The sequence below is a fragment of the Marinibaculum pumilum genome, assembly GCF_042646425.1.
GTDB classification, from domain to species: domain Bacteria; phylum Pseudomonadota; class Alphaproteobacteria; order Ferrovibrionales; family Ferrovibrionaceae; genus Marinibaculum; species Marinibaculum pumilum.
The window spans coordinates 20318-43884 of record NZ_JBHRTR010000024.1 but is presented as its reverse complement, the minus strand read 5'-3'; the positions used below and the strand labels follow the sequence as shown (position 1 = coordinate 43884).

The 23567-nt window shown below is 69.7% G+C and carries 21 protein-coding genes; 13 read left to right on the top strand and 8 right to left on the bottom strand.

The window, feature by feature from the left end:
• Positions 1–306 precede the first annotated feature (306 nt).
• The 4 genes from ACFOGJ_RS10320 to ACFOGJ_RS10305 all read right to left on the bottom strand — a co-directional run bounded on the left by ACFOGJ_RS10320 (position 307) and on the right by ACFOGJ_RS10305 (position 5022).
• Positions 307–1998 carry a methyl-accepting chemotaxis protein gene (locus tag ACFOGJ_RS10320; RefSeq protein WP_379899952.1) on the bottom strand — a complete coding sequence of 564 codons (1692 nt, stop codon included), beginning with the start codon at positions 1996–1998 and terminating at the stop codon, positions 307–309.
• Positions 1995–2615: a hypothetical protein gene (locus ACFOGJ_RS10315; protein ID WP_379899950.1), complete on the bottom strand. Its 621-nt coding sequence runs from the start codon at positions 2613–2615 to the stop codon at positions 1995–1997. Before ACFOGJ_RS10315 ends, ACFOGJ_RS10320 begins: the two co-directional genes overlap by 4 nt.
• A 209-nt stretch (positions 2616–2824) precedes the next feature.
• A complete protein-coding gene (locus ACFOGJ_RS10310; protein ID WP_379899948.1) occupies positions 2825–3250 on the bottom strand; it encodes a YybH family protein in 426 nt (141 codons plus the stop codon).
• A gap of 92 nt (positions 3251–3342) precedes the next feature.
• The gene (locus ACFOGJ_RS10305; RefSeq protein ID WP_379899946.1) at positions 3343–5022 is read right to left on the bottom strand and encodes an isovaleryl-CoA dehydrogenase; all 1680 of its coding nucleotides are present in this window, start codon (positions 5020–5022) and stop codon (positions 3343–3345) included.
• A gap of 174 nt (positions 5023–5196) precedes the next feature.
• Between ACFOGJ_RS10305 and ACFOGJ_RS10300 the strand changes: the two genes are divergently transcribed.
• The 3 genes from ACFOGJ_RS10300 to ACFOGJ_RS10290 are packed head-to-tail and all read left to right on the top strand — an operon-like array spanning position 5197 to position 7978.
• Positions 5197–6384, top strand: a complete 1188-nt coding sequence (locus ACFOGJ_RS10300; protein ID WP_379899942.1) for an acetyl-CoA C-acyltransferase — start codon at positions 5197–5199, stop codon at positions 6382–6384.
• Positions 6381–6845, top strand: a complete 465-nt coding sequence (locus ACFOGJ_RS10295) for a RidA family protein (protein WP_379899940.1) — start codon at positions 6381–6383, stop codon at positions 6843–6845. Before ACFOGJ_RS10300 ends, ACFOGJ_RS10295 begins: the two co-directional genes overlap by 4 nt.
• On the top strand, positions 6842–7978 hold the full coding sequence (locus ACFOGJ_RS10290; protein WP_379899938.1) for an acyl-CoA dehydrogenase family protein: 1137 nt from the start codon (positions 6842–6844) through the stop codon (positions 7976–7978). Before ACFOGJ_RS10295 ends, ACFOGJ_RS10290 begins: the two co-directional genes overlap by 4 nt.
• Positions 7979–8107: 129 nt before the next feature.
• On the opposite strand, the gene ACFOGJ_RS10285 is transcribed toward ACFOGJ_RS10290, so the two are convergent.
• Positions 8108–8728: an FMN-binding negative transcriptional regulator gene (locus ACFOGJ_RS10285; protein WP_379899936.1), complete on the bottom strand. Its 621-nt coding sequence runs from the start codon at positions 8726–8728 to the stop codon at positions 8108–8110.
• 47 nt (positions 8729–8775) lie between these two features.
• Between ACFOGJ_RS10285 and pdxR the strand changes: the two genes are divergently transcribed.
• The 3 genes from pdxR to ACFOGJ_RS10270 all read left to right on the top strand — a co-directional run bounded on the left by pdxR (position 8776) and on the right by ACFOGJ_RS10270 (position 13110).
• Entirely contained in the window at positions 8776–10248 is a 1473-nt protein-coding gene (pdxR, locus tag ACFOGJ_RS10280) for a MocR-like pyridoxine biosynthesis transcription factor PdxR (protein WP_379899934.1), read from the top strand.
• Positions 10249–10481: 233 nt separating this feature from the next.
• On the top strand, positions 10482–12407 hold the full coding sequence (locus tag ACFOGJ_RS10275) for a potassium/proton antiporter (protein WP_379899932.1): 1926 nt from the start codon (positions 10482–10484) through the stop codon (positions 12405–12407).
• Between the two features lie 100 nt (positions 12408–12507).
• Positions 12508–13110 carry a 2-hydroxychromene-2-carboxylate isomerase gene (locus tag ACFOGJ_RS10270; RefSeq protein ID WP_379899930.1) on the top strand — a complete coding sequence of 201 codons (603 nt, stop codon included), beginning with the start codon at positions 12508–12510 and terminating at the stop codon, positions 13108–13110.
• A gap of 58 nt (positions 13111–13168) precedes the next feature.
• Here ACFOGJ_RS10270 and ACFOGJ_RS10265 read toward each other — a convergent pair whose 3' ends face one another.
• From ACFOGJ_RS10265 to ACFOGJ_RS10255, 3 genes are all read right to left on the bottom strand, one after another.
• The gene (locus tag ACFOGJ_RS10265) at positions 13169–13945 is read right to left on the bottom strand and encodes an SDR family NAD(P)-dependent oxidoreductase (protein WP_379899928.1); all 777 of its coding nucleotides are present in this window, start codon (positions 13943–13945) and stop codon (positions 13169–13171) included.
• 93 nt (positions 13946–14038) lie between these two features.
• A complete protein-coding gene (locus ACFOGJ_RS10260) occupies positions 14039–14569 on the bottom strand; it encodes a hypothetical protein (protein ID WP_379899926.1) in 531 nt (176 codons plus the stop codon).
• A gap of 205 nt (positions 14570–14774) precedes the next feature.
• The gene (locus ACFOGJ_RS10255) at positions 14775–15359 is read right to left on the bottom strand and encodes a hypothetical protein (protein WP_379899924.1); all 585 of its coding nucleotides are present in this window, start codon (positions 15357–15359) and stop codon (positions 14775–14777) included.
• 371 nt (positions 15360–15730) lie between these two features.
• Between ACFOGJ_RS10255 and ACFOGJ_RS10250 the strand changes: the two genes are divergently transcribed.
• The 7 genes from ACFOGJ_RS10250 (at position 15731) to hpxZ (ending at position 23557) form a co-directional block, all read left to right on the top strand.
• Positions 15731–17338 (top strand): carboxyl transferase domain-containing protein, encoded by a 1608-nt coding sequence (locus ACFOGJ_RS10250; RefSeq protein WP_379899922.1) that lies wholly within the window; start codon positions 15731–15733, stop codon positions 17336–17338.
• A gap of 19 nt (positions 17339–17357) precedes the next feature.
• On the top strand, positions 17358–18176 hold the full coding sequence (locus tag ACFOGJ_RS10245) for an enoyl-CoA hydratase/isomerase family protein (protein WP_379899920.1): 819 nt from the start codon (positions 17358–17360) through the stop codon (positions 18174–18176).
• Between the two features lies 1 nt (position 18177).
• The gene (locus ACFOGJ_RS10240) at positions 18178–20217 is read left to right on the top strand and encodes an acetyl/propionyl/methylcrotonyl-CoA carboxylase subunit alpha (protein ID WP_379899918.1); all 2040 of its coding nucleotides are present in this window, start codon (positions 18178–18180) and stop codon (positions 20215–20217) included.
• Positions 20218–20264: 47 nt separating this feature from the next.
• Entirely contained in the window at positions 20265–21182 is a 918-nt protein-coding gene (locus tag ACFOGJ_RS10235) for a hydroxymethylglutaryl-CoA lyase (RefSeq protein ID WP_379899916.1), read from the top strand.
• A 46-nt stretch (positions 21183–21228) separates the two neighbouring features.
• Positions 21229–22608 carry an SLC13 family permease gene (locus ACFOGJ_RS10230; protein ID WP_379900030.1) on the top strand — a complete coding sequence of 460 codons (1380 nt, stop codon included), beginning with the start codon at positions 21229–21231 and terminating at the stop codon, positions 22606–22608.
• 50 nt (positions 22609–22658) lie between these two features.
• The gene (locus tag ACFOGJ_RS10225) at positions 22659–23084 is read left to right on the top strand and encodes a DUF1489 family protein (protein WP_379899914.1); all 426 of its coding nucleotides are present in this window, start codon (positions 22659–22661) and stop codon (positions 23082–23084) included.
• Between the two features lie 77 nt (positions 23085–23161).
• Complete coding sequence (hpxZ, locus tag ACFOGJ_RS10220) at positions 23162–23557, top strand: oxalurate catabolism protein HpxZ (protein WP_379899912.1); 396 nt, start codon at positions 23162–23164, stop codon at positions 23555–23557.
• Positions 23558–23567 lie beyond the last annotated feature (10 nt).

Sequence of the window (23567 nt, the reverse complement as noted above, 5' to 3'; positions counted from 1 at the left end):
GGCCACATGCCGGTGTCGGGTTCGAGCTGTCCGCCCGCCGCGAGGAGAGCGATGGTGAGGCCCAGAGTCTTCCCGGTCATGATGAAAGTGCGTCGTTCTCGGGCTTGACCCGAGAACCCATTCCGACAGCCTGCCAGGCGCTTCGAGGCTTGCGGAGTGGATCCCGGGTTAGGCCCGGGACAACGCTCACGAACCGTAGGACCGTTCCTACTCTCCTGGGGCCACCCCGGGGGGCACGCAGCGGTACGGTCCGGGCGTGCCGCTCCTCAAGCCTTGCGGCATCCGATCCATCTGCCGGCGCAGCCGTCAGGCGGCCCGGACGTCGGTCAGGAAGCGCACCACGTCGGCGCGCAGGCTCTCTGAATTGCTGGACAGGTCGCCGGCCGCGGTCTTCACGTTGCCGGCGGCCTCCAGGGTGCGGTCCGCCCCGTCCCTGACGCCGACGATGTTGGAGGAGACCTCCCGGCTGCCGTCGGCGGCCTGCTGGATGTTGCGGCTGATCTCCTCCGTCGCGGCGCGCTGCTCCGTCATTGCGGAGGCGATGGCGGTGGCGATCTCGTTGACCTCGGAGATCACGTTGCGGATCGCCTCGATGGCATCGACGGCGCCCTTGGTGTCGCCCTGGATCGCGCCGACCTGCTGGGAGATCTCCTCCGTCGCCTTCGCGGTCTGGCTGGCCAGCTGCTTCACCTCCGAGGCCACCACGGCGAAGCCCTTGCCGGCATCGCCGGCGCGCGCCGCCTCGATGGTCGCGTTCAGGGCCAGCAGGTTGGTCTGCTCCGCGATCTCCGAGATCAGGGTGACGACATCGCCGATCTTGCGGGCACCGTCAGACAGCCGGCGCACCGTCTCGCTGGTATGCTCGGCGGTCTGTACGGCACGGTTGGTCGCATCGGTCGACTGCGCCATCTGACGGTTGATCTCCTCGATGGAGTGGGACAGCTCCTGCGTTGCCGCGGCCACAGTCTGCACGCTGGCAGCGGCCTCGTCGGAGGCAGCCGACACGGCAGCCGCCTGGTCCTGCGACAGGTTTGCGGTCGACAGCAGGGTCTCCGCCGTCGCCTGCAGTTCGGTCGCCGCCGCCGCGACCACCTCCAGGCTGCTGCGGACCTGTTCGTCGAAGTTGCCGGTCAGTTCCTCCATCCGGCGGGCTCGGGCCTCGCGGGCCTGCAGGGCTTCCGCCTCCTGTGCCGCCAGGCGCTCGCGTTCGATGGCATTCTCCTTGAACACCTCAACCGCGCGGGCCATGGCGCCGATCTCGTCGCCGCGCCCGGTGGCCGGGATCTCGCCCTGCAGCTGGCCGCCGGCCAGTTCGGTCATCACGTCCGTCATCTGCACGACAGGGCGGGCCACAGCGCGGACCAGCAGCATGCCGAACAGGGCGGCGAAGAAGATCGACAGCAGCGCGGCGACGGCCATGGCGATGTCCATGATCTCGAACGCGGTGTCCTGGGTTTCCTTGGCAGCCTCGATCTGCATGGCCTCGGCGGCGCGCACCTCGTCGATGAGCGCGGCGATCTGCAGCAGCAGCATGGCAGGGGCGCCGGAGAACTCGATCGCCCGGGCCTGGGTCACGGTGTCGGGATGGCCCATCAGGCGGACCTGCTGGGCGGCGAACTCGTTGTACCAGCGGTCGGCCAGGGTCGAGATCTCCTGCAGGCGCTGGCGCTGCACCTCGTCGGCGCTGGCCTGGACCGCCTCGGCCAGCAGTGCCGTCAGGGCGCCGCGGTGCTCCTCCAGGTCGTCGATGAAGTCGCGGTCGCCGGTGTTCAGCAGGCCGCGGATCGCGCCTTCCTGGCCGCGCATCAGCAGGACGATGTTGAGGGCCCGTTCCTGCTTGGCGAAGGCCTCGTCCTTGGCCGTCACGGCACTGCCGATCTGCGCCCCGCTCCAGAAGGTGATGCCGCCGGCCGCCAGGGCCACGACCACCATCACCGCGAAGGCGAGAGCGATCTTCGTCCGGATCTTGAGATTGCGGATCCCGCCCTGGCTGCTCATGACCGCCGCTCCAGTTCCGTCAGGTTGATTTCGAAGGTCACGGCGCCCAGCGCCTTGCCATCTGCCGGGTCGACGATGGGAAAGCTCACCTGCTGCTTCTGGATCTTGTAGGTGTCGTCATACTCGACCTCGCCGTAGTGGACGGCGTCCGGACCGATGGCGAAGGTCTTCAGGTACTTGTCCTCGTCGCCCTGCCAATAGTCGCTGGTGATGCTGGACTGGCCGACATTCAGGCCCTTCTCGTCCATCACGAAGATCTCGACGAACAGGCCCAGGGAGCGGGCCTTCATGTCGATCAGGTAGCTCGACAGCGGGCTGCCCATCAGCTGTGCGATCAGCGGCTGCGTGGCGGCCTTGGTCTCGTCCCGCCACTGCTTGTCCAGCGCGTCGATCTCCGCCTGGGCGATGCCGGCATGGCGGCCGTTCTGCGACCGCAGCGAGATCAGCGCGACCTCCTGCTGCACCACTTTCCTCAGGTCGTCGACCAGCGCGGCGGGAATCTCGAGGCTGGCCGCCGGCGGCTGATCCGTGGCGGCCAGGCTCTGGCTCGTGGGAGGGCCGGCCAGGACGCAAGCCAGAGCGGCCATGGCCAGGGCGGTGGCGGGGCGAAGAGGCATCGTTGGGCTCCCGAGCGGATTACTCGGGAAATTGTTGTAAATTCGACGGGTGAACAATCGGTAAATGGCTGGAAGGAAGAGGTGCCAATCTGGAAATAATGTGCGCTCTGACAACTAGCCAGAGATGTAAATATTATCTCCGATAACAAGCATTCCGTTGCTGAAAATAAGTCGCGGTATTGCTTTGGGACATGCAGCCGATGCGCCGGTCAGTCATCCGCCGGTTCGCCATAGGCGATGAAGCGGGCAATGCGCCAGGTGCCGTTCGGCTGCCGCCGGAAGATGTCCAGGCCGACATCGCTGGAATGCTCGCTGGTACCGCTGGCGCGGTCGGTGACGGTCAGGTGCCAGGTCAGGCGGACGGCTGCCATGTCCTGGTCCACCAGGATCTCGTGCAGGTCCAGTTCGTAACGGTAGGCCAGGCGCTCGTCCGCCAGCGCGTCCTTCAGCGCCGGGCAGAGGGTGCCGAACCGCTTCTCCGGCTGGCCGCGATAGTTCGCGCGCAGGTCCGGCGCGAACAGGTCGCAGACCCGGTCGGCCCGGCCGGCATTGAAGTCGGCCGTCCAGTCCTCCAGCCGCTTGCGGATGGCGTCCCGGTCGGCGGCACCGTCCGCCTGCGCCGCGGGGGCAGCCATCGATCCGGCGCCCAATGCCGCCAGCAATGCCGCGCATGCAAGGCCCCGGCGCCAGAGGCGGGCCCTGCAAGCGCCTGCACCCGTGCTGCGGGTCATGCGGCGAAGGCCCGTTCCGCGATCGCCCGCTGGTCGGTGCCGCCGGGCAATGTGCCGTAGGCATGGCCCCAGTCGTCCGCCAGGCGGCTGGCGCAGAAGGCGTCGGCCACCGCCGCCGGAGCATGGTTCACCAGCAGCGCGGCCTGCAGGGTGACCGCCAGCAGCTCGACGAAGCGGCGCCCCTGCGCCTCGATTTCCGCCGGTGCCGCCAGATAGGCCTCGATCCGCGCGATCGCGCCGTCCAGGCGCCGGTCGGCGCCGGCGGCGTCACGCAGCATGGCCAGCAGGGCCTCCAGGGATTCCGGGTTGCGCTGCATCGCCCGCAGCACGTCCAGGCACATCACGTTGCCCGATCCTTCCCAGATCGAGTTCACCGGCATCTCGCGGTAGATGCGGCCCAGGATGCCATCTTCGACATAGCCGTTACCGCCCAGCACCTCCATCGCCTCGGCCGCCAGGATCGGCGCACGCTTGCAGATCCAGTATTTCGCGGCCGGGGTGACGATGCGGCGCAGCGCCTGTTCCAGCGGATCGTCCTCCTGCGCGTCGACGGCGCGCGCCAGGCGCAGCATCAGCGCCGTCGCCGCCTCCACCTCCAGCGCCATGTCGGCCAGCACGTTGGTCATCAGCGGCTGGTCGATCAGGTGCCGCTGGAAGGCCCGGCGATGGCGGGCATGGTGCACCGCCTGCACGACGGCCTGGCGCATCAGGCCGGTGCTGGCCAGCGCCGATTCCTGGCGGCTGTACGACGCCATCTCGATGATCGTGGACACGCCGCGCCCCTCTTCGCCCACCAGCCAGCCGGTGGCGTTGGCGAACTCCACCTCCGACGAGGCGTTGGAGCGGTTGCCGACCTTTTCCTTCAGCCGCTGGATGCGGATCGCGTTGAGGCTGCCGTCGGGCAGGAAGCGCGGCAGCAGGAAGCAGGAGATGCCGGCCGGCGCCTGCGCCAGGATCAGGAAGGCGTCGCACATCGGCGCCGACATGAACCATTTGTGGCCGGTGATGGCATAGGCCGTGCCGGGGCCGCCGCCGTCCAGCGGCACCGCCTGGGTCGCGTTGGTGCGGACGTCGGAGCCGCCCTGCTTCTCCGTCATGCCCATGCCGATCTGCAGCGCCTTCTTTTGCGGCGCCGGCAGGAAGCGCGGGTCGTAGTCGCGGCTCAGGATCTTCGGCAGCCAGGCGCCGCCGAGATCGGGCTGCCGGCGGAGCACCGGCACGCTGGCATAGGTCATGCTGACGGGGCAGAGATGGCCGACCTCCACCTGGGACATCAGGATCATGCCGGCCGCCCGCTTCACCTGCGCGCCCGGGCGCGGCTCCGACCAGGGGGAGGCATGCAGCCCCTGCTTGATGCTGGCGGCCATCACCTTGTGGTAGGCGGGGTGGAAATCAACCCTGTCGAGGCGATGACCGAAGCGGTCGAAGGCCTTCAGCTCCGGCGTGTGGCGGTTCGCCAGATGCCCGGCCTCGATCATCTCCGCACTGCCGACCTTGGCGCCGAAGGCGGTCAGGTCGTCCACCGCCCAACCGGCGCCTTCGCGCGCCACGCCTTCGCGCAGGGCGGTATCGCTGCTGAACAGGTTGATGTCCTCCAGCGGGGGCGGCTGGTTGGTGACCTCATGCGTTGCATAGGGGGTGGCCAGGGACGGCTGGCTGTCACGGGCTTCCGACATCGCTGGGTTCCTCCCGCATCGGGTTCGGCGGCCTGTCGCACCTGCCGCGGGGGCAGGGCGGTCGACGCTGGCCGCGGATGTATTCTTCATGTGAGTGTGGCACAAGATATCGCAACCGCGTGACACCACGGCGAGGTGTCGCGCAGCAGCGTTCGGGCATGCGGAGGAACCGGTATGGAAAAGTCGGACATCGTCATCGTCGGATCGGCACGCACGCCGATGGGCGGCTTCCAGGGCGCCCTGAAGGACAAGAGCGCCACCGAGCTGGGCAGTGCGGCGATCGCCGCGGCGCTGCAGCGGGCCGGGGTCGCCGCCGATCAGGTCGACGAGGTGGTGATGGGCTGCGTCCTGCCCGCGGGCCTGGGCCAGGCGCCGGCGCGGCAGGCGTCCAAGGGCGCCGGCCTGCCCGACGCGGTGCCCTGCGAGACCCTGAACAAGGTCTGCGGCTCCGGCATGAAGGCGACGATGATGGCCGCGGACATGATCCGCGCCGGTTCCGGCAGCCTGATGGTCGCCGGCGGCATGGAAAGCATGACCAACGCCCCCTACCTGCTGCCCAAGGCACGCGGCGGCTTCCGCCTCGGCCATGGCGAGGTGAAGGACCATATGTTCCTGGACGGGCTGGAGGATGCCTACGATCCCGGCCGGCTGATGGGCACCTTCGCCGAAGATACCGCGCGCAGCTACCAGTTCACCCGCGAGGCGCAGGACGCCTATGCCATCGAATCCCTGCGCCGGGCGCGCGCCGCGATCGAGGGCGGCGCCTTCGCCGACGAGGTGGTGCCGGTGACCGTCACCGGCCGCGGCGGCAGCCAGGAGGTGCGCGACGACGAACAGCCGCTGAAGGCGGACCCGGCGAAGATCCCGCAGCTGAAGCCGGCCTTCGCCAAGGACGGCACGGTGACGGCGGCCAATTCCTCCTCGATCTCCGACGGCGGCGCGGCCCTGGTGCTGACCACCCTGGGCGAGGCGGAGGCCCGCGGCCTGACCCCGATCGCCCGCCTGGTCGGCCATGCCGGCCATGCGCAGGAGCCTGCCTGGTTCACCACGGCGCCGGTCGGCGCGCTGCGCAAGCTGTCGGAAAAGACCGGCTGGAAGCTTGGCGATGTCGACCTGTTCGAGATCAACGAGGCCTTCGCCGTCGTCGCGATGGCGGCAATCCGCGATCTGGACCTGTCCGCCGACCGGGTGAACGTGCATGGCGGCGCCTGTGCGCTGGGCCATCCGATCGGCTGTTCCGGCGCGCGGCTGATCGTCACCCTGCTGGCCGCGCTGAAGCGCCATGGCGGCAGCCGCGGCATGGCTTCGCTCTGCATCGGCGGCGGCGAGGCGACGGCGGTTGCCGTGGAGCTGCTGCATTGAGCGGCGGCGGAGGGGGGGGGCGCGAGGCACCGCCGCCGCTGCCCGACGACAACCGCCGGCGGATCACCTCCGGCTCCACCTTCGAGGCGATCGCCGGCTACAGCCGCGCGGTGGTCTGGCCGGATCCGGCCGGCGACTGGGTCTTCGTCTCCGGCACCACCGGCTACGACTATACCCGGATGCGGATCGAGCCGACGGTCGCCAGCCAGACCCACCAGGCGTTCAAGAATATCGGCGCGGCGCTGACCGAGGCCGGCGCCTCGCTGGATGACGTCGTGCGGGTCAACTACTACCTCGCCAGCCGCCACGACTTCCGCGCCGTCGCGCCGATCTTCGGCGAATACCTGTCCCACGCGAAACCGGCCGCGACGGCGGTGATCTGCGACTTCATCGAGCCGGAGATCCTGATCGAGATCGAGGTGACCGCCCGGCGGCCGCCGGCGGAGGAGGGCCGTTCATGAGCCTGCTCAGCGAAGACCAGGGCATGATCCGCGACATGGCCCGCGCCTTCGCCGCCGAACGGCTGGCGCCGGGCGCCGCGGAGCGCGACCGCAGCGGCGAGCCGCCGCGCGACCTGCTGGCGGAGATGGGCGGCCTCGGCCTGATGGGCATGACCGTGCCGGAGCAGTGGGGCGGTGCCGGCACCGACTTCCTGTCCTATGTCCTGGCGCTGGAGGAGGTGGCCGCCGCCGATGGCGCGATCTCCACCATCATGTCGGTGAACAATTCCCCGGTCTGCGCGGCGCTGCTGCAATACGCCCCGGACGGGCTGAAACAGACCTGGCTGCCGCCGTTGGCGCGCGGCGAGGCGATCGGCGCTTTCTGCCTGACCGAGCCGCAGGCGGGATCCGACGCCTCGGCGCTGCGCTGCCGGGCGGAGGCCGACGGCAATGGCTGGCGGATCTCCGGCACCAAGCAGTTCATCACCTCCGGCTCCATCGCCGGCCTGGCGCTGGTCTTCGCGGTCACCGACCCGCAGGCGGGCAAGCGCGGCCTCAGCTGCTTCGCCGTGCCCACCGATGCCGCCGGCTTCCAGGTCGCCCGGGTGGAGAGCAAGCTGGGGCAGCGCTGTTCCGACACCTGCCAGATCGTGCTGGACGGGGTGTCCGTCACCGCCGACCAGATGCTCGGCGCCCCGGGGGACGGCTATCGCATCGCGCTCGCCAACCTGGAGAGCGGCCGCATCGGCATCGCCGCGCAGGCGGTGGGCATGGCCCGCGCCGCGCTCGATGCCGCCCTCGCCTATGCGGAGGAGCGAGAGGCCTTCGGCCAGGCGATCGTGGAGCATCAGGCGGTGGCCTTCCGCCTGGCCGACATGGCGACGGAGGTCGAGGTCGCCCGCCAGATGGTGCACCACGCCGCGCGCCTGAAGGATGCCGGCCAGCCCTGCCTGAAGGAGGCCAGCATGGCGAAGCTGTTCGCCTCGGAGATGGCGGAGCGGGTCTGCTCCGCCGCGATCCAGGTGCATGGCGGCTATGGCTACCTGTCCGACTATCCGGTGGAGCGGATCTACCGCGACGTCCGCGTCTGCCAGATCTACGAAGGCACGTCCGACGTGCAGCGGATCGTCATCGGTCGGGCGCTGCGGGGATAGACGTATGCTCGTCAACGTCGGTGTCCGGCTGGCCGGCGACCCGATTCCGGCACGGTCGCGCCGTCTTCCGCTGTGCGGGAGTCTGGGTAGAGGGCGAGCCCGGCGTTGATGGCCCAGGTCGACGATATCTCAGGTCGGGATTAGGTCGGCGACCTCGCGGTCGGAGGCCCGCTCGCTGGCCGCAAGCCCGGTAGCAACTCCGACACGATCCGCCTCGTTTCGGTTCTGGCTCATCTTGCTTTTCGCATCGATCCGAGCGATCGGCATGCGGACGCCGACGATGCCGCGAAGCTGGGCCTCGATGAACCGGGCCGGAGCATCCGTGACCGCCCATGGCTCGGGCCGATCGGCCTCGTGCAGGCGTGTGAGGCGTGTCACGACATCGATCAGACGATCGGCCTCGTCAAAGAACTCGATGGCGCCATAGGCATGCACAGCAATGTAGTTCCAGGTCGGCACGACCTTGCCGGTCTCCTGCTTCGTGGCGTACCAGCTCGGCGTGACGTAGGCGTCCGGGCCCATGAAGATCGCCATGGCCTCGCTCGCATCCGTCTTCCACTGCGGGTTGGCTCGGGACACATGCCCATAGAGCGTGCCGAATGCGCCCTCGGTCTCGTCCAGGAGCAGCGGCAGCGGCGTTGCCATCAGGCCATCCGTGCCGCAGGTGACCAGGTTCGCGAGGCGGGCGGCGCGCAGCGCCGTTTGGATCGCGTCGCGGTCGTCGATGCGGAACTGGGGCGGTACATACATGGCGGGCCTCCTTGCTGCCCCGCCTAGATCAGGCAAAACTGGTCCGAATGGAACGACCAGTTTCACAGAGATTGGCTGGTCCAGTGGGATCTGCTCAGCAGTCTGGCGGCCGCGCACGTCGCATCGCCGACGATCTGCGTGAGCAGATTACGCACGGCGTCTACTTGCCTGGGGAGGCCCTGCCATCGACGCGCGCCCTAGCGGCCGAGCTTGGGGTGTCGCGCGGTACGGTTACTGCGGCCTACGAGCAGTTGCACGCCGAGGGGTTCCTCGAGGCCTCGCAGGGCGCCCGAACCCGGGTGGCGGGCAGGGTGGACCCGGCACGACCGGCGCCAGCACGGCGCGAGGCTCAGCCGCCGCCTGCCGTCTCTGCCTGGTCCGGTCGGCTTGCCGCGCTGCCGCCGCCACAGCCGCGGGTCGAGGGGGCCGCAATCGACTTCCGCTATGGCGACCTGCACGAAAACGACTTCCCGATCCTCGGCTGGAAGCGCGTGCTGGACGCAGTTGCGCTGAAGCGGCCTGACCGGCTCGGCTATGATGCCCCCGCCGGGCTGTCAGGATTGCGGCGGATTCTGAAGGCCTATCTCTGGCGGTCGCGCGGACTGCGCTGCGATGCCGACCAGATCATCGTCGTGAACGGCTCGCAGCAAGGGATCGACCTCCTGGCCCGGGTGCTCGTCGATGCCGGGGACTCGGTGGTCATCGAGCATCCATGCTATCCGATGGCGAGCAGCGTCTTCGCCGCCTGCGGAGCACGGCTCGTCCCCGTTCCGGTAGATGACGACGGCCTCCGGACGGAAGCACTCGCCGCCATTGATAAGGCGCGGCTCGCATTCGTGACGCCCTCGCATCAGTTTCCACTCGGCGGTGTCCTGTCTGCCGAACGGCGACGCGAGATCATCGCCTGGGCGGAGCGCTCGGGCGCCTGGGTGATCGAGGACGACTACGATGGCGAGTTCCGCTACCACGCGCGCCCCGCGCCACCGCTGCATGTGCTGGCGCCCGATCGCGTGATCTATCTCGGGACCGCCTCGAAGAGCCTGTCGCCCCGCCTGCGCCTCGGCTGGCTGGTGGCGCCGCCGCCGCTCGCCCAATTGCTTGTGCGGGCGAAGGGTCTGCTGGACCGTCACACCTCGGCGCTCGGGCAGGAGGCGCTGGCCGCCTTTATCGAGGGCGGTGCCTATGAGCGCCATATTCGCCGCGTGAGACGACGATATGCCGAGCGACGCGCGGCGTTGACTGCGTCACTCGCCGAAGCCCTCGGGGACCGCATCCGGATTTCCGGGGCGGATGCGGGCCTTCACCTGATCGTCTGGTTCGACGACATCCCCGCCTCTCGCGAGGCGGAGCTGGTCGAAGCGGCGCGGGCCGAGGGAGTCGGCGTCTACGGCGTGGCGCCGCTCTACGGCGGCGGGCTCGGCGCGCCGAAAGTTGTTGCCGGGCTGGTGCTCGGCTATGCCGCGCTCACGCCGGAGGAAATCAGGCGCGGCACGCAACTCCTTGCCAGAGCGATCCGATAGCCTGCGCCTGCCCCAAGAGAGGCTTTCCGACAAGGAAGTTGAGGTCGATACTGCCGGAACAACAAGCAATCACCGGTGAGGCCGAGACTTGGCTGATCCGGGTGCTTGCCGCGCTGGCTGGTCGGTATTGCGCCACGAAAATGCCCGGATTCGAAGGCGGTATTGCGGGCCGCATGTGCGATGGGTGACCTTCGGCGGCCCGTCGCGTCTCTCTGTTGATCCTGGGGTCCGCCGTGGCTGACAGTCTCGACCATCTGATCCTGCTCGGTTCGGCGCTGGTCCTGCTCAGCATCTTTGCCGGGATGATCTCCAGCCGGGTCGGGGCGCCGCTGCTGCTGGTCTTCCTCGCCCTCGGCATGCTGGCCGGCGAGGACGGGCCCGGCGGCATCGCCTTCCAGGACTTCGACCTGGTCTATGGGATCGGTTCGGTCGCCCTTGCGGTTATCCTGTTCGACGGCGGCATGCGCACGAAGCGCGCCACCTTCAAGCTGGCGATGTGGCCGGCGATCACCCTGGCCAGCGCCGGTGTCTTCCTGACCACCGCGATCGTCGCGGCGATCGCCTGGGGTCTGTTCGGCTTCGGGATCCTGCAGTCGGTGCTGATCGGCGCGGTGATCTCCTCCACCGACGCGGCGGCGGTGTTCTTCCTGCTGAACGTCTCCGGCATGGAGCTGCAGAAGCGGGTCAACGCCACCCTGGAGGTGGAGAGCGGCCTGAACGACCCGATGGCGGTGTTCCTGGTCACCACCTGCGTGGCCCTGATGCAGCAGCCTCTGGACGCGGGCTGGCTGACCGTCGGCGCCAGCTTCGCCGCCGACCTGCTGGGCGGTGCCGCGATCGGCATCGCCGGCGGCCAGGCGATCGTCTGGCTGGTCAACCGGCTGGAGATCGCCTCCGGCCTCTACGCCATCCTGGCGGTGGCGGCCGCATTGCTCACCTTCGCCTTCGCGCAGTCGATCGGCGCTTCCGGCTTCCTGGCGATCTACCTGGCCGGCATGATCGTCGGCAACCGGCGCCACCGCGGGCGGCAGCTGGTCAGCCGCTTCATGGACGGCATGGCCTGGCTGATGCAGATCACCATGTTCCTGCTGCTGGGGCTGCTGGTGACGCCGACCCGGTTGCTGGACGAACTGGGGATCGCCGTGGCGATCGCGGCCGCCCTGATGTTCCTCGCCCGGCCGCTGGCGGTGGGCGTCTGCCTGCTGCCGTTCCGCTTCAGCGCCAAGGAGATCGCCTTCATCTCCTGGGTGGGCCTGCGCGGCGCGGTGCCGATCTTCCTGGCCACCGTCCCGGTCCTGGCCGGCCTGCCGGGGGCGGAGAGCTATTTCACCCTGGCCTTCGTCGTCGTTCTGCTCTCGCTTCTGGTGCAGGGCTGGACCATCACGCCGGTGGGCCGTGCCCTGGACCTGGAACTGCCGCCGCGGGAGGACCCGGTCGACCGCCAGGACCTGGAGATCGCGCAGGGCATCGACCGCGACATTGCGGGCTACCGTGTCGGTCGCGACGCCATCGCCACCGGCTATCCCTATCGCCAGGTGCCGCTGCCGCCGCGCACCCGGGTGATCGGGGTGATCCGCCAGGGGGTGGTGATCGACCGTTCCGCCCTGATGCGGCTGCAGGAGGGCGACACCGTCCTGGCACTCGCCGCGCCGGAGAATCTCTACCTCCTGGACCGGCTGTTCGCCGGGCGGCGGACGCGGGGCAGCGCCGGCGTGTTCGGCGAGTTCAGCTTCGATGCCGCGGTGAATGTCGACGAGATCGCCGCGCTCTATGGCCTGACCGTGCCGCCGCGCTATCGGGGCTCGACCCTGGGCCGCTATGTCGAGCGCCGCGGCCGGCGGCATATCGTGGTCGGCGACCGGGTGGCGCTCGACCGGGTCGAACTGGTGGTGGAGGAGATGGCCGACAGCCGCATCGTGCGGGTCGGCCTGGAACTCGACCCCCGGACCGCGCCGCTGATGCGCTACGAGGTGCTGCGGCGGCTGGTCGGCTTCCTGCGGCGCCCGGCGATCGCGCCCGCCGCGCGACCCGCCCCGGGACAGGGCGTGGCGGCCCCGCCACCGGCGGGGCTGGAGCCGCCGCGACCGTCATCGCGGGAAGCGGAGGGCGGCGGCGCAGGGGGCGCCGGCTCCCGCGACGGACAGGAAGAGGGCAGCTGACGGAAACCCGTGGCGCCGCTCCGGGCCGCCCTTTTCAACGGCGATCCGCCGGCGCAAAGTCCGCGCCGACCCGATGCCATCGCAAGAAACGGAGGAACCCATGGCCGAGCCGATCCTGTTCATCAGCGAGTTCTCCTCGCCCTATGCCTATATCGCCGCCCAGATGGTGGATGAGGTGGCGAAGAAGCATGGCCGGTCGGTGGACTGGCTGCCGATCTCGCTCGGCCATCTGTGGAAGGCGATCGGCCATAACAGCCAGGGCGTCGCGCCGCGGAAGATGCAGTATTCGATGAAGGACTGGACCCGCTGCGCCCGGCAGATGGGTCTGCCGATCGTGACCAAGCCCGACAGCTTTCCGGCCAATCCGAAGGTGCCGCTGCGGGTCTTCTACCACCTGAAGGCCAGCGACCCGGCGAAGGCCGAGGCCTTCGCCAGGGCTGTGTTCGACCGCTTCTGGGGCAAGGGGCAGCCGATCTCCGATGCGGCCGATCTGGAAGGGATCGCGAAGGAGCTGGGCATCGACCCGGCCGACCTGGTCGTCGCGGAGAACGACGAGGCGGCGAAGAAGGCGGTCGCCGATGCGGTGGCGAAGGCGGAGGAACTTGGCGCCTTCGGCACGCCGACCTTCTTCGTCGACGGCGAGATGTACTGGGGCCATGACCGCCTCGACGCGCTGGACAGGGATCTGGCCGCCAAGAGTTGAAGGTGCGGGGGCGGAGCGGCGTGCGGCGGCCCGGCCTGCCGGGCCGCCGCTGGGGCCGTCAGAACAGGGTGTAGCCGCCGTCGATCACGAAATGGTCGCCGGTGTGATAGTCGGCGGCGTCGGACATCAGGTAGACGCCGATGCCGCCGAAATCCGACCGCTTGCCCCAGCGCCGCGCCGGGATCCGCGGCATCACGTTGTCGACGAACTTGTCGTAGCTGGTCAGTCGCTCCGTCATGTCGGTCTCGATCCAGCCGGGCAGGATGGAGTTGGCGCGGATCCGATAGCGCGCCAGCTCCACCGCGATGGCGCGGGTCATCGACAGCAGGCCGCCCTTGGTCGCGGCATAATGTTCGCTGCGGGCGGCGCCCTCGATCGCGGCGGTGGAGGCCATGGAAATCAGCGAGCCACCCTGGCCGGCCTCCACCATGTGCCGCGATGCCGCGCGCAGCGTGTAGAAGGCCCCGTCGAGGTTTATCGACAGCATCCGCCGCCATTCCTCGGTGGTCATCTCCATGAAGGACTTGGCGCCGCCGGAGATGCCGGCATTGGCGATGCAGCCGTAGATCGGGCCGACTTGCCTGACCGCCTCGGCCATGCGTGCGTCCACGGCCGCCTCGTCCGACACATCGCAGACCTGGGTCAGGATCGGGCCCTTGCCCTGCAGCGCCTTCAGCGCGGACTCGGCTTTGGCATTGTTGTCGGGATTGCTGCCCCAGATCACCACCCCGGCACCGGACTGCACCAGCGCCTCGGCCATGCCCAGGCCGATACCGCGATTGCCGCCGGTGACCAGGACCGTGCGTCCCGTCAGGTCGAAGGGCGTGTAAGCCATGTCGGTTCTACCTCCTGTTGCTTTTCGCGCGGGAGTGTAGAGACAATTCCGACGGGCCTGAATCCCTGTTTGCCGGTGCCGGCGGCCGGACCGTCAGGTATCGGCGGGCAGGTAGCCGCTGGCCTGGATCGACAGGTCGGTGGTGCCGGTGCGCACCGCCTGGGAGATCCAGAGCGGTTCCTTACGATGCGCCGGGCGGTCCGCCCAGTAGCGGCCGGTCGTCTCCGGCCAGCGGGCGCGGTCGTTGATCTCCGCCTCGCCGAAGGCCGGCGCTGCCGCGAAGGCTTCCGCGTCGGCGGCGACCATGATGGTGCCGGCATCGACCACCGCGAAGCTGGACTGCGGTACCGGGACGAAGCGGCCGGTGCGGCCATAGGCGATCCCCCGGTCGACGATCAGGTAGGCCTGACCGGCCTCGCCCGGTTCGTAGGCGTTGATGACGTAGCCGAAGGCGCTGTCGTCCATGCCGACGACCCGGTCGTTCATCAGCACCAGCGCGTCGATGCTGCCCTCCGGCGCGGCCTCGCCCCCCGCCATGCCGTCGGCGGCGGTGATCGCGCCCAGCGCCAGGCCCACGGCCAGGATTGCGCCGCCGGCTGCGGTTCCGATCTGCTTGCGGTTCATGTCGAGCCTCCGTCCCTCCGTCCCCGGGCCGCGATCCGATGCGTCGCGGCCGCTGTCTGAAGAAGCATCGGGGAAGGCTTTGGTTCCCGCGCGGCATGTCCGCGCGGGCGGCGAAGCGACCCTGAAACGACGACGCCCCCGGGCGGAGCCCGGGGGCGTCAAACCATGGCAGCCGGAACGGGCTGCCATGCGGTGTGCCGGCGCGTCAGTTCGACGGCGTCGCACCCGGCGTCCGGTAGCCCGGCGCCTGCGTGGACAGGTCGTTCGGACGGACATTGACCGCCTCGGACACGGTGACGTTCACACCGCGGTCGTTGGCATACTTGTCCTGCCAGAACTCGTCGACACGATCCGGCCAGGCGTCCAGATCGGCATTCACGCTCTCGGCGCTGTAGGCCGGCGCGGTGTCGAACTGGGTCCGGGTGGTGGTGACGTAGATCGCATTGTTGTCGGCGTCGGCGCGCGCGATGCTGTCATGGCGGATCGGCACGTACCGCACCGCCGGATCGTAGGACATGCCCCGATCGACGATGATGTAGGGGTCCGCGGTCTCGTCGGCCTGATAGACGTTGATGATCCGGCCCAGCTCCTCCTCGCCGGCGGCCATCACCCGGTCGTTCATCAGCGATTCGATGGTGATCGCGGTGTCGTTGTGGTGATCCATCTTCACCGCGGCATGGGTGTTGTTCATGGTCGGGTCCGGCCCCTCGTTGGCGGCGATGGCGCCTGTGGCGAGGCCCGCCGACATGACGAGTCCGAGGGCGGTGGTCTTCAGCAGATTGCGGGTCATATCGAGCCTTTCCTGCTTCCGGTACTGTCGCGGCCGGCGGGCTCGTCCTGCCGGCCATTCCGTTTCCGGGGGACGGCTCGGCGGCCGTCGCTCTCGCGGCGCATCGTCCGTTCCGGATACGGTGCAGGAAAAGCTGGAGGCGGCGATGGTTCCAAGCGCAGGGGCGGATCGCCGTGGCCGGAATCCGAATGGAATCCTGTTCCCGCCGGCGGCCTGTGGCGGCTTTCGCCGCCCGGTCGCATTGTCAGACGATTTCGGCATAATGCCGGACCCGCCGGCCCGCCCCGAAGGTGCCGGCCCCGACGTTACCGGCCCTGTAATCCCGGCCCGGCCGATCCGGCGGGCCCTGTCCCAGATGGTGACCGCTACCGATGACCGTGCTTGAGACCGCAATCGACCGCTCCGCCGACGGCTTCCGCGCCAATGCGGAGCGCATGTCCGCCCTGGTGGCGGATCTTCGCGCCAAGGCGGCGGAGGTCGCGCTGGGCGGTGGCGAGCGGGCGCGCGCCCGGCACCTGGAGCGCGGCAAGCTGCTGCCGCGCGACCGGGTGCATCACCTGCTGGACCCCGGCAGCCCGTTCCTGGAATGCAGCCAGCTGGCCGCCTGGGGCATGTATGGCGAGAGCATCCCCTCGGCCGGTATCATCACCGGCATCGGCCGGGTCTCGGGCCGCGAATGCATGATCGTCTGCAACGACGCGACGGTGAAGGGCGGCACCTACTATCCGATCACCGTGAAGAAGCATCTGCGCGCGCAGGAGATCGCGCTGGAGAACCGGCTGCCCTGCATCTACCTGGTGGATTCCGGCGGCGCCAACCTGCCGAACCAGGACGAGGTGTTTCCGGACAAGGGGCATTTCGGCCGCATCTTCTTCAACCAGGCCAGCATGTCGGCCGCCGGCATCCCGCAGATCGCGGTGGTGATGGGCTCCTGCACCGCCGGTGGCGCCTATGTCCCGGCGATGTCGGACGAATCGGTGATCGTGCGCAAGCAGGGCACGATCTTCCTGGGCGGACCGCCGCTGGTGAAGGCGGCGACGGGCGAGATCGTCTCGGCGGAGGATCTGGGCGGCGCGGACGTGCATTCGCGCACCTCCGGCGTGACCGATCATTACGCGATGAACGACCTGCACGCCCTGGCCATTGCGCGCCGCATCGTGGGCGACCTGAACCTGCCGAAGCGACCCACCGGGGAGTTGCGCAGGCCGCTGCCGCCGCGCTACGACCCGGCGGAGCTGTACGGCATCGTGCCCGACGACAACCGGGTGCCCTACGACGTACACGAGGTGATCGCCCGCATCGTCGACGACAGCGCCTTCGACCCGTTCAAGAAGCTGTACGGCACCACCCTGGTCTGCGGCTTCGCCCATATCCACGGCTATCCGATCGGCATCCTGGCGAACAACGGCATCCTGTTCTCGGAAAGCGCGCTGAAGGGCGCGCATTTCATCGAGCTTTGCAGCCAGCGGAAGATCCCGCTCTTGTTCCTGCAGAACATCACCGGCTTCATGGTCGGCCAGAAGTACGAGGCCGGCGGCATCGCCAAGGACGGCGCGAAGCTGGTCACCGCGGTCGCCACCGCCCAGGTGCCGAAGTTCACCGTGATCGTCGGCGGCAGCCATGGCGCCGGCAATTACGGCATGTGCGGCCGGGCCTACAGCCCGCGCTTCCTGTGGATGTGGCCGAATGCCCGGATCTCCGTGATGGGGGGCGAGCAGGCGGCCAGCGTCCTGGCGACCGTGCGGCGCGAAGGCATCGAAGGCCGCGGCGAAAGCTGGTCGGCCGACGAAGAGGAGGCGTTCAAGACGCCGATCCGCGCCCAGTACGAGGAGCAGGGCCACCCGACCTATGCCTCGGCCCGGATCTGGGACGACGGCATCATCGACCCGGCGGATACGCGGACCGTGCTCGGCCTCGCGCTGTCCGCCGCCCACAATGCGCCGATCGGGGATCCCCGCTTCGGCATCTTCCGGATGTAACCTTCAGGATGCAGCGGCCATGAGCGAACCCACCGTCGCCGATTCCAGCGAATATGTGGAACTGGAGATCACCACCGACGGCATCGCCTATGTGACGATGAACCGGCCGGCGGTGCATAACTGCTTCAACGAGGACGTGATCGCCCGCCTGACCGAGATCTTCACCGATGTCGGCAACCAGGACGGCGTGCGGGCGATGATCCTGCGCGCCCGCGGCAAGAGCTTTTCCGCCGGGGCGGACCTGGAATGGATGCAGCGCGCGGCGCATTTCACCGAGGACCAGAACGAGGAAGATGCCCGCGCCCTGGCGTCGATGATGGCGGCGCTGGACGCTTGCCCGAAGCCGACCATCGCCTGCGTGCAGGGCGCGGCGTTTGGCGGCGGGGTCGGCCTGGTCGCCGCCTGCGACATCGCCATCGCCGCGGAGCGCGCGGTGTTCTGCCTGTCGGAGGTGCGGCTGGGCCTGCTGCCGGCGGTGATCTCACCCTTCGTGGTGAACGCCATCGGCCCGCGCGCGGCGCGGCGCTATTTCCTGACCGCGGAACGGTTCGATGCGCAGGAGGCCTGGCGCCTGGGCCTGGTGCACAAGGTGGTGGCCGACGAGGCGGCGCTGCATGAAGCCTGCGACGCGCTGGTGGAGCAGTTCCTGCAGGCGGGGCCGGAGGCGATCGCCGCGACCAAGGAGCTGATCGCCGAGGTGGCCTTCGTCGACCCGCAGGACGTGCGCGGCTATACCGCGCGCGCGATCGCGGAGCGGCGGGTCAGCGAGGAGGGGCGGGAAGGGGTCGCCGCCTTCCTGGAGAAGCGCAAGCCGTCCTGGTCGTCCGAGCGGGGCTGAGATGTTCCAGAAGATCCTGATCGCCAACCGGGGCGAGATCGCCTGCCGGGTGATCCGCACCGCGCATCGCATGGGCATTGCCTGCGTCGCGGTCTATTCGGACGCCGATGCGGATGCGCAGCATGTGCGCCAGGCAGACGAGGCGGTGCGCCTCGGCCCCGCGCCGGTGGCGGAAAGCTATCTGCGTGCCGATGCCATCATCGCCGCGGCACAGCGCACCGGCGCCGAAGCGATCCATCCCGGCTACGGCTTCCTGTCGGAGAATGCGGAATTCGCCGAGGCCTGCGCCGCCGCGGGGATCGTCTTCATCGGCCCGCCGGCCGATGCGATCCGGGCGATGGGCCTGAAGGACAAGGCGAAGGCGCGGATGGAAGGCGCCGGGGTGCCGGTGGTGCCGGGCTATCACGGCGCCGACCAGGATCCCGCCCTGCTGGCGGCGGAGGCGGAGCGGATCGGCTATCCGGTGCTGATCAAGGCGGTCGCCGGCGGCGGCGGCAAGGGCATGCGCCGGGTGGACGAGCCCGCCGGCTTCACCGCCGCGCTGGAAGGCGCGCAGCGGGAGGCCCGCAACGCCTTCGGCAACGAGGCGGTGCTGGTGGAGAAATATGTCAGTGCGCCGCGGCATATAGAGGTGCAGGTCTTTGCCGATACACACGGCAATGCCGTCCACCTGTTCGAGCGCGACTGCTCCCTGCAGCGCCGCCACCAGAAGGTGGTCGAGGAGGCGCCCGCGCCGGGCATGCCGGAACAGATGCGCGCCGCGATGGGCGCCGCGGCTGTGGCCGCCGCCCAGGCCGTGGGCTATGTCGGCGCCGGGACCGTCGAGTTCATCGCCGACAGCGCCGGCGGACTGGATGCCGACCAGTTCTATTTCATGGAGATGAACACCCGCCTGCAGGTGGAGCATCCGGTGACCGAGGCGATCACCGGGCAGGACCTGGTGGAATGGCAGCTGCGGGTGGCCGCGGGCGAGGCGCTGCCGGTCGCGCAGGAAGACCTTGCGATCGACGGCCATGCGGTCGAGGTGCGGCTCTATGCCGAAGATGCCGCGCAGGGCTTCGTGCCCGCCACCGGCGAGCTGCGGGTCTTCGCCCTGCCGGAGGCCGCGCCGGGTCTGCGCATCGACACCGGCGTGGCGGAAGGCGACACCGTCTCGCCGCACTACGACCCGATGATCGCGAAGCTGATCGCCTGGGGGCCGGACCGGCGCACCGCGCTGGACCGGCTGAGCCGCGCCCTGGCCGGCAGTTCGGTCCTCGGCGTGACCACCAATGGCAGCTTCCTGCGCCGGCTGCTGGCGCATGAGGCGTTCCGCGACGGCCATTTCGACACAGGCCTGATCGACCGCGACCTGCAGGCGCTGCTGGCGCCCGATCCGGCTGTGGAGGGCCGCCTGCTTGCGCTGGCGGCCGGTGCCCTGCTGGCGCATCGCGCGGCCGCCGACACCGCGCGCATGGCGGCGACCGCCGATCCCTGGTCGCCCTGGGGGCGGTCGGACGGCTGGCGCATGAACCTGCCGGCGGAGGAGGTGCTGACCTTCCAGCGCGGCGAGGCGGAAAGCGAATTGCGGGTGACCCATGGCGGTCCCGGCCGGTGGCGCATCCGCATGGCCGCCGACGGCGCAGAGCTCGACCTGCAATGGCGTGTGGGGCAGGGCGGGGCCAGCTTCGCCGCGGTCCTGGACGGCCTGCAGCTGCAGGGCGCCGCCTGCGTGCTGCCCGGCCAGGTCTGGCTCGCCTGCGGCGGCGAGATGCGGCGCTACCTGCTGGTCGACCCGATGCAGGTGGAGCATCTGGAGGAGGGCGCCGGCGGCACCCTCAAGGCGCCGATGCCGGGCAAGATCGTGAAAGTGACGGCGGCGGCCGGCGACGCGGTGGCGAAGGGCGATGCGCTTCTGGTGCTGGAGGCGATGAAGATGGAGCATACCATCGCCGCCCCCGGCGACGGCGTGATCGAGGCGATGCCCTTTAGCGTCGGCCAGCAGGTGCAGGAGGGCGATGTGCTGGTGCGCTTCGCCGAGGAGGCGGAGGCCGCCGCCTGACCGGGCGGGCGGGTCTTGCCGAAGGACAGCGAACGAGGATGGCGGCGATGTCGATCTCCGGACTGCCGAAGCAGGTCACGATCTGGGAGGCCGGCCCCCGGGACGGCCTGCAGAACGAGCCCGGTACCGTTCCGACGGCTGTGAAGGTGGAGCTGATCGAGCGGCTGGTCGATGCCGGGGTCAGCCATCTGGAGACCACCAGCTTCGTGTCGCCGAAATGGGTGCCGCAGATGGCCGACAATGCCCAGGTGATGGCGCAGATCCGCCGCCGTCCCGGCATCCACTACCAGGTGCTGGTGCCGAACATGAAGGGCTTCGAGGCGGCGATGGCGGCCGGCGCGGAGGAGATCGGCATCTTCACCGCGGCCAGCGAGAGCTTCTGCAGGCGCAACACCAATTGCAGCATCGCGGAGAGCCTGGAGCGCCTGCGGCCTGTCTGCGAGGCGGCGCTGGCGCGCGGCGTGAAGGTGCGCGCCTTCGTCTCCTGCATCGCCGGCTGCCCGTTCGAGGGCGAGATCGCGCCGGCGAAGGTGGCGGAGGTCACCGCCGCCCTGGCGGCCATGGGCGCCTACGAGGTGGCGCTGGGCGACACCATCGGGGTCGGCACGCCGGGCAAGGTGCGGGCCGCGGTGGAGGCCTGTGCGGCTCAGGTGCCGCTGGAGAAGATCGCCGTCCATTGCCACGACACCTATGGCCAGGCCCTGGCGAACATCCTGGCCGCGCTGGAGGTCGGGGTGGCCAGCATCGATTCCTCGGTCGGCGGCCTCGGCGGTTGTCCCTATGCCCCGGGCGCCACCGGCAATGTCGCCACCGACGATGTCGTCTACATGCTGGACGGGCTGGGGGTGGAGACCGGCATCGACCTGGAGAAGCTGGTCCAGACCTCCTGGTTCATCTCCGATGCGCTGGGCCGGCCGCCCGCCTCCAATGTCGCACGGGCGATGAAGGCGAAGTGCGCCGCCTGATCCGGCCGCGCCCGCTGCGGAACGGGAGCCGCCTGCCTTGGCGGCGGTGACGAGCGGGCGCGACTGGCGCTTCTGGTTCTGCGGCTTCGTCGTCCTGCTGGGGCTGGCGATGGTGCTGGCCGGGCCGGCGGACTGGCTGGCGCCGCACCAGTGGGCGGCGGCGGCGCTGACCCTGGGCGCGATCGCCTTCTGGGGCACCGGCGCCCTGCCGGAGCCGGTGACCGCCTTCCTGTTCATGGCGCTGGCGGTGATCGGGGTGGCGCCGCCGGAGGTGACCTTCTCCGGCTTCCTGTCGCCAGCCTTCTGGCTGGTCTTTGCCGGCATGATCTTCGGCATCGCGGTCGACCGCACCGGCCTCGGCGCCCGCATCGCCCTGCGGCTGGCGACCCTGTTCGGCACCCGCTATGCCGCTTTGGTGTTCGGCGTGGTGCTGTCCGCCGGGCTGCTCGCCTTCCCGATGCCCTCCGCGATGGGCCGGGCGGTGCTGGTGATCCCGATCGTCGCGGCCCTGGCCAAGGCAAGCGGCTATCCGGAGGGCAGCCGCGGCTATGAGGGGCTGATCCTGGCCGGCGCCTTCGGCACCTTCATCGCCGGCTTCGCCGTGATGCCGGCCAACCTGATCAACCTGGTGCTGGTCGGCGCGGCGGAACGGGTCCTGGACCACCACTTCCTCTATGGCGAATGGCTGTGGCGCTTCTTCCCCGTGATGGGGCTGCTGCGGGTGGCGATGGTTGCCGGGCTGGTGCTGCTGCTCTATGGCGACCCGCCGCGCGAGGGCAGCGACCGGCCGCCGCTGCGCGGCCCCGCCCGGCCGGCCGAATGGCGCCTGGGCCTGATCCTTCTGCTGGCGATCGTGGGCTGGATGACCGACACGGCCCATGGCCTGTCGCCCGCCTGGATCGCCATGCTGGCCGGCGGCATCTGCGTCCTGCCCCTGATCGGGGTGATGGACGGCAAGGACCTGTCCACCCTCGGCCTCGGCCCGCTGCTCTATGTGGTCGGCATCCTTGGCCTGGGCGCGGTGGTGGCGGAGAGCGGGCTGGGCGTCCGGGTGGCGGAAGGCCTGCTGTCGATCGGCGACCTGGCTGCGCTGGGAGCCGTCGGCAGCTTCGTCGCGGTGACCGCGACCGCGCTCGTCGTTGCATTGGGCACCACATTGCCGGGTGCGGCTGCGGTCATGGTCCCCCTGGCGGCGCAGATCGCGGATGCCGCCGGCCTGGCGCTCGACACCGTGCTGACCGCGATCATGCTGGGCTGCGCCACCCCGCTGCTGCCCTACCAGGCGGCGCCGATGGTGGTGGCGTTGCAGCTGGGCGCGGTTCCGCTGGCCGTCGGCACCCGGTTCACCCTGCTGATCGCTGCCGGCACGATCCTGTTCCTGTTGCCGCTGGAGATTCTCTGGCTGATGATTGTCGGTCTCTTGTAGACAATGAAGCGTGACCTGAACACTATATTACCGCTGAACTGGACCAAGCCTTGACGGTCCATCTCCTCAAGCTCTGCGTCGGCGTCGACCGGATCGAGCAGCTGGAGGCATCGATCGCCCGGCGCACGGCGGCCGGGCAGCCGCTGGTGCACCACACCCGCTTCCGGCCGAAGCGGGCGGAGGAGGTGCTGGACGGCGGCTCGCTGTACTGGGTTATCGCCGGCTTCGCCCGCGCCCGGCAGCGGATCCTCGGGCTGGACATGGTGACCCTTGAGGGGCGGGGACGGTGCTGCGCGATCCGGCTGGATCCGGACCTGGTCCAGACCGAGCCGCAGCCGCGGCGGCCCCATCAGGGCTGGCGCTATCTGGAACCCCGGCATGCGCCGCGGGACCTGTCCGGCACCGGCCTGGCCGAGGGGGCCGAGGAGATGCCGGCGGAGATGGTGCAGGAGTTGCGGGAGCTCGGGCTGCTGTAGCACGACGGGCCCGGCTCCGGTGGAGCGGGAGCGAAGGCGCGGTTGCCGGGCGTGACGGTGGAAGGTCGGGGGCAGCGATGAAGATCAACGATCCCGTGGTGCGGGCCGAGGTGGAGCGTGCCTTCGCCCGCTACGAGAAGGCGCTGGTGGGCAACGATGTTGCCGTGCTGGACGAGCTGTTCCACGTCTCGCCGACGACGATCCGCTATGGCCTGGCGGAGAACCTCTACGGCTATGACGAGATCGCGGCATTCCGCGCGGCGCGTCCCTCGAAGGGGCTGGAGCGGAGCCTGGAGCAGACCGTGATCACCACCTTCGGGACCGATTTCGCCACCGCCTCGACCCTGTACCGGCGGCCCTCGGCCCCGGGCAGGATCGGCCGCCAGATGCAGACCTGGGTCCGCATGCCCGACGGCTGGCGCATCGTCGCCGCCCATGTCAGCGCGATCGACGATCCCGAAGACGGGGCCTGAGGCCGGCCCG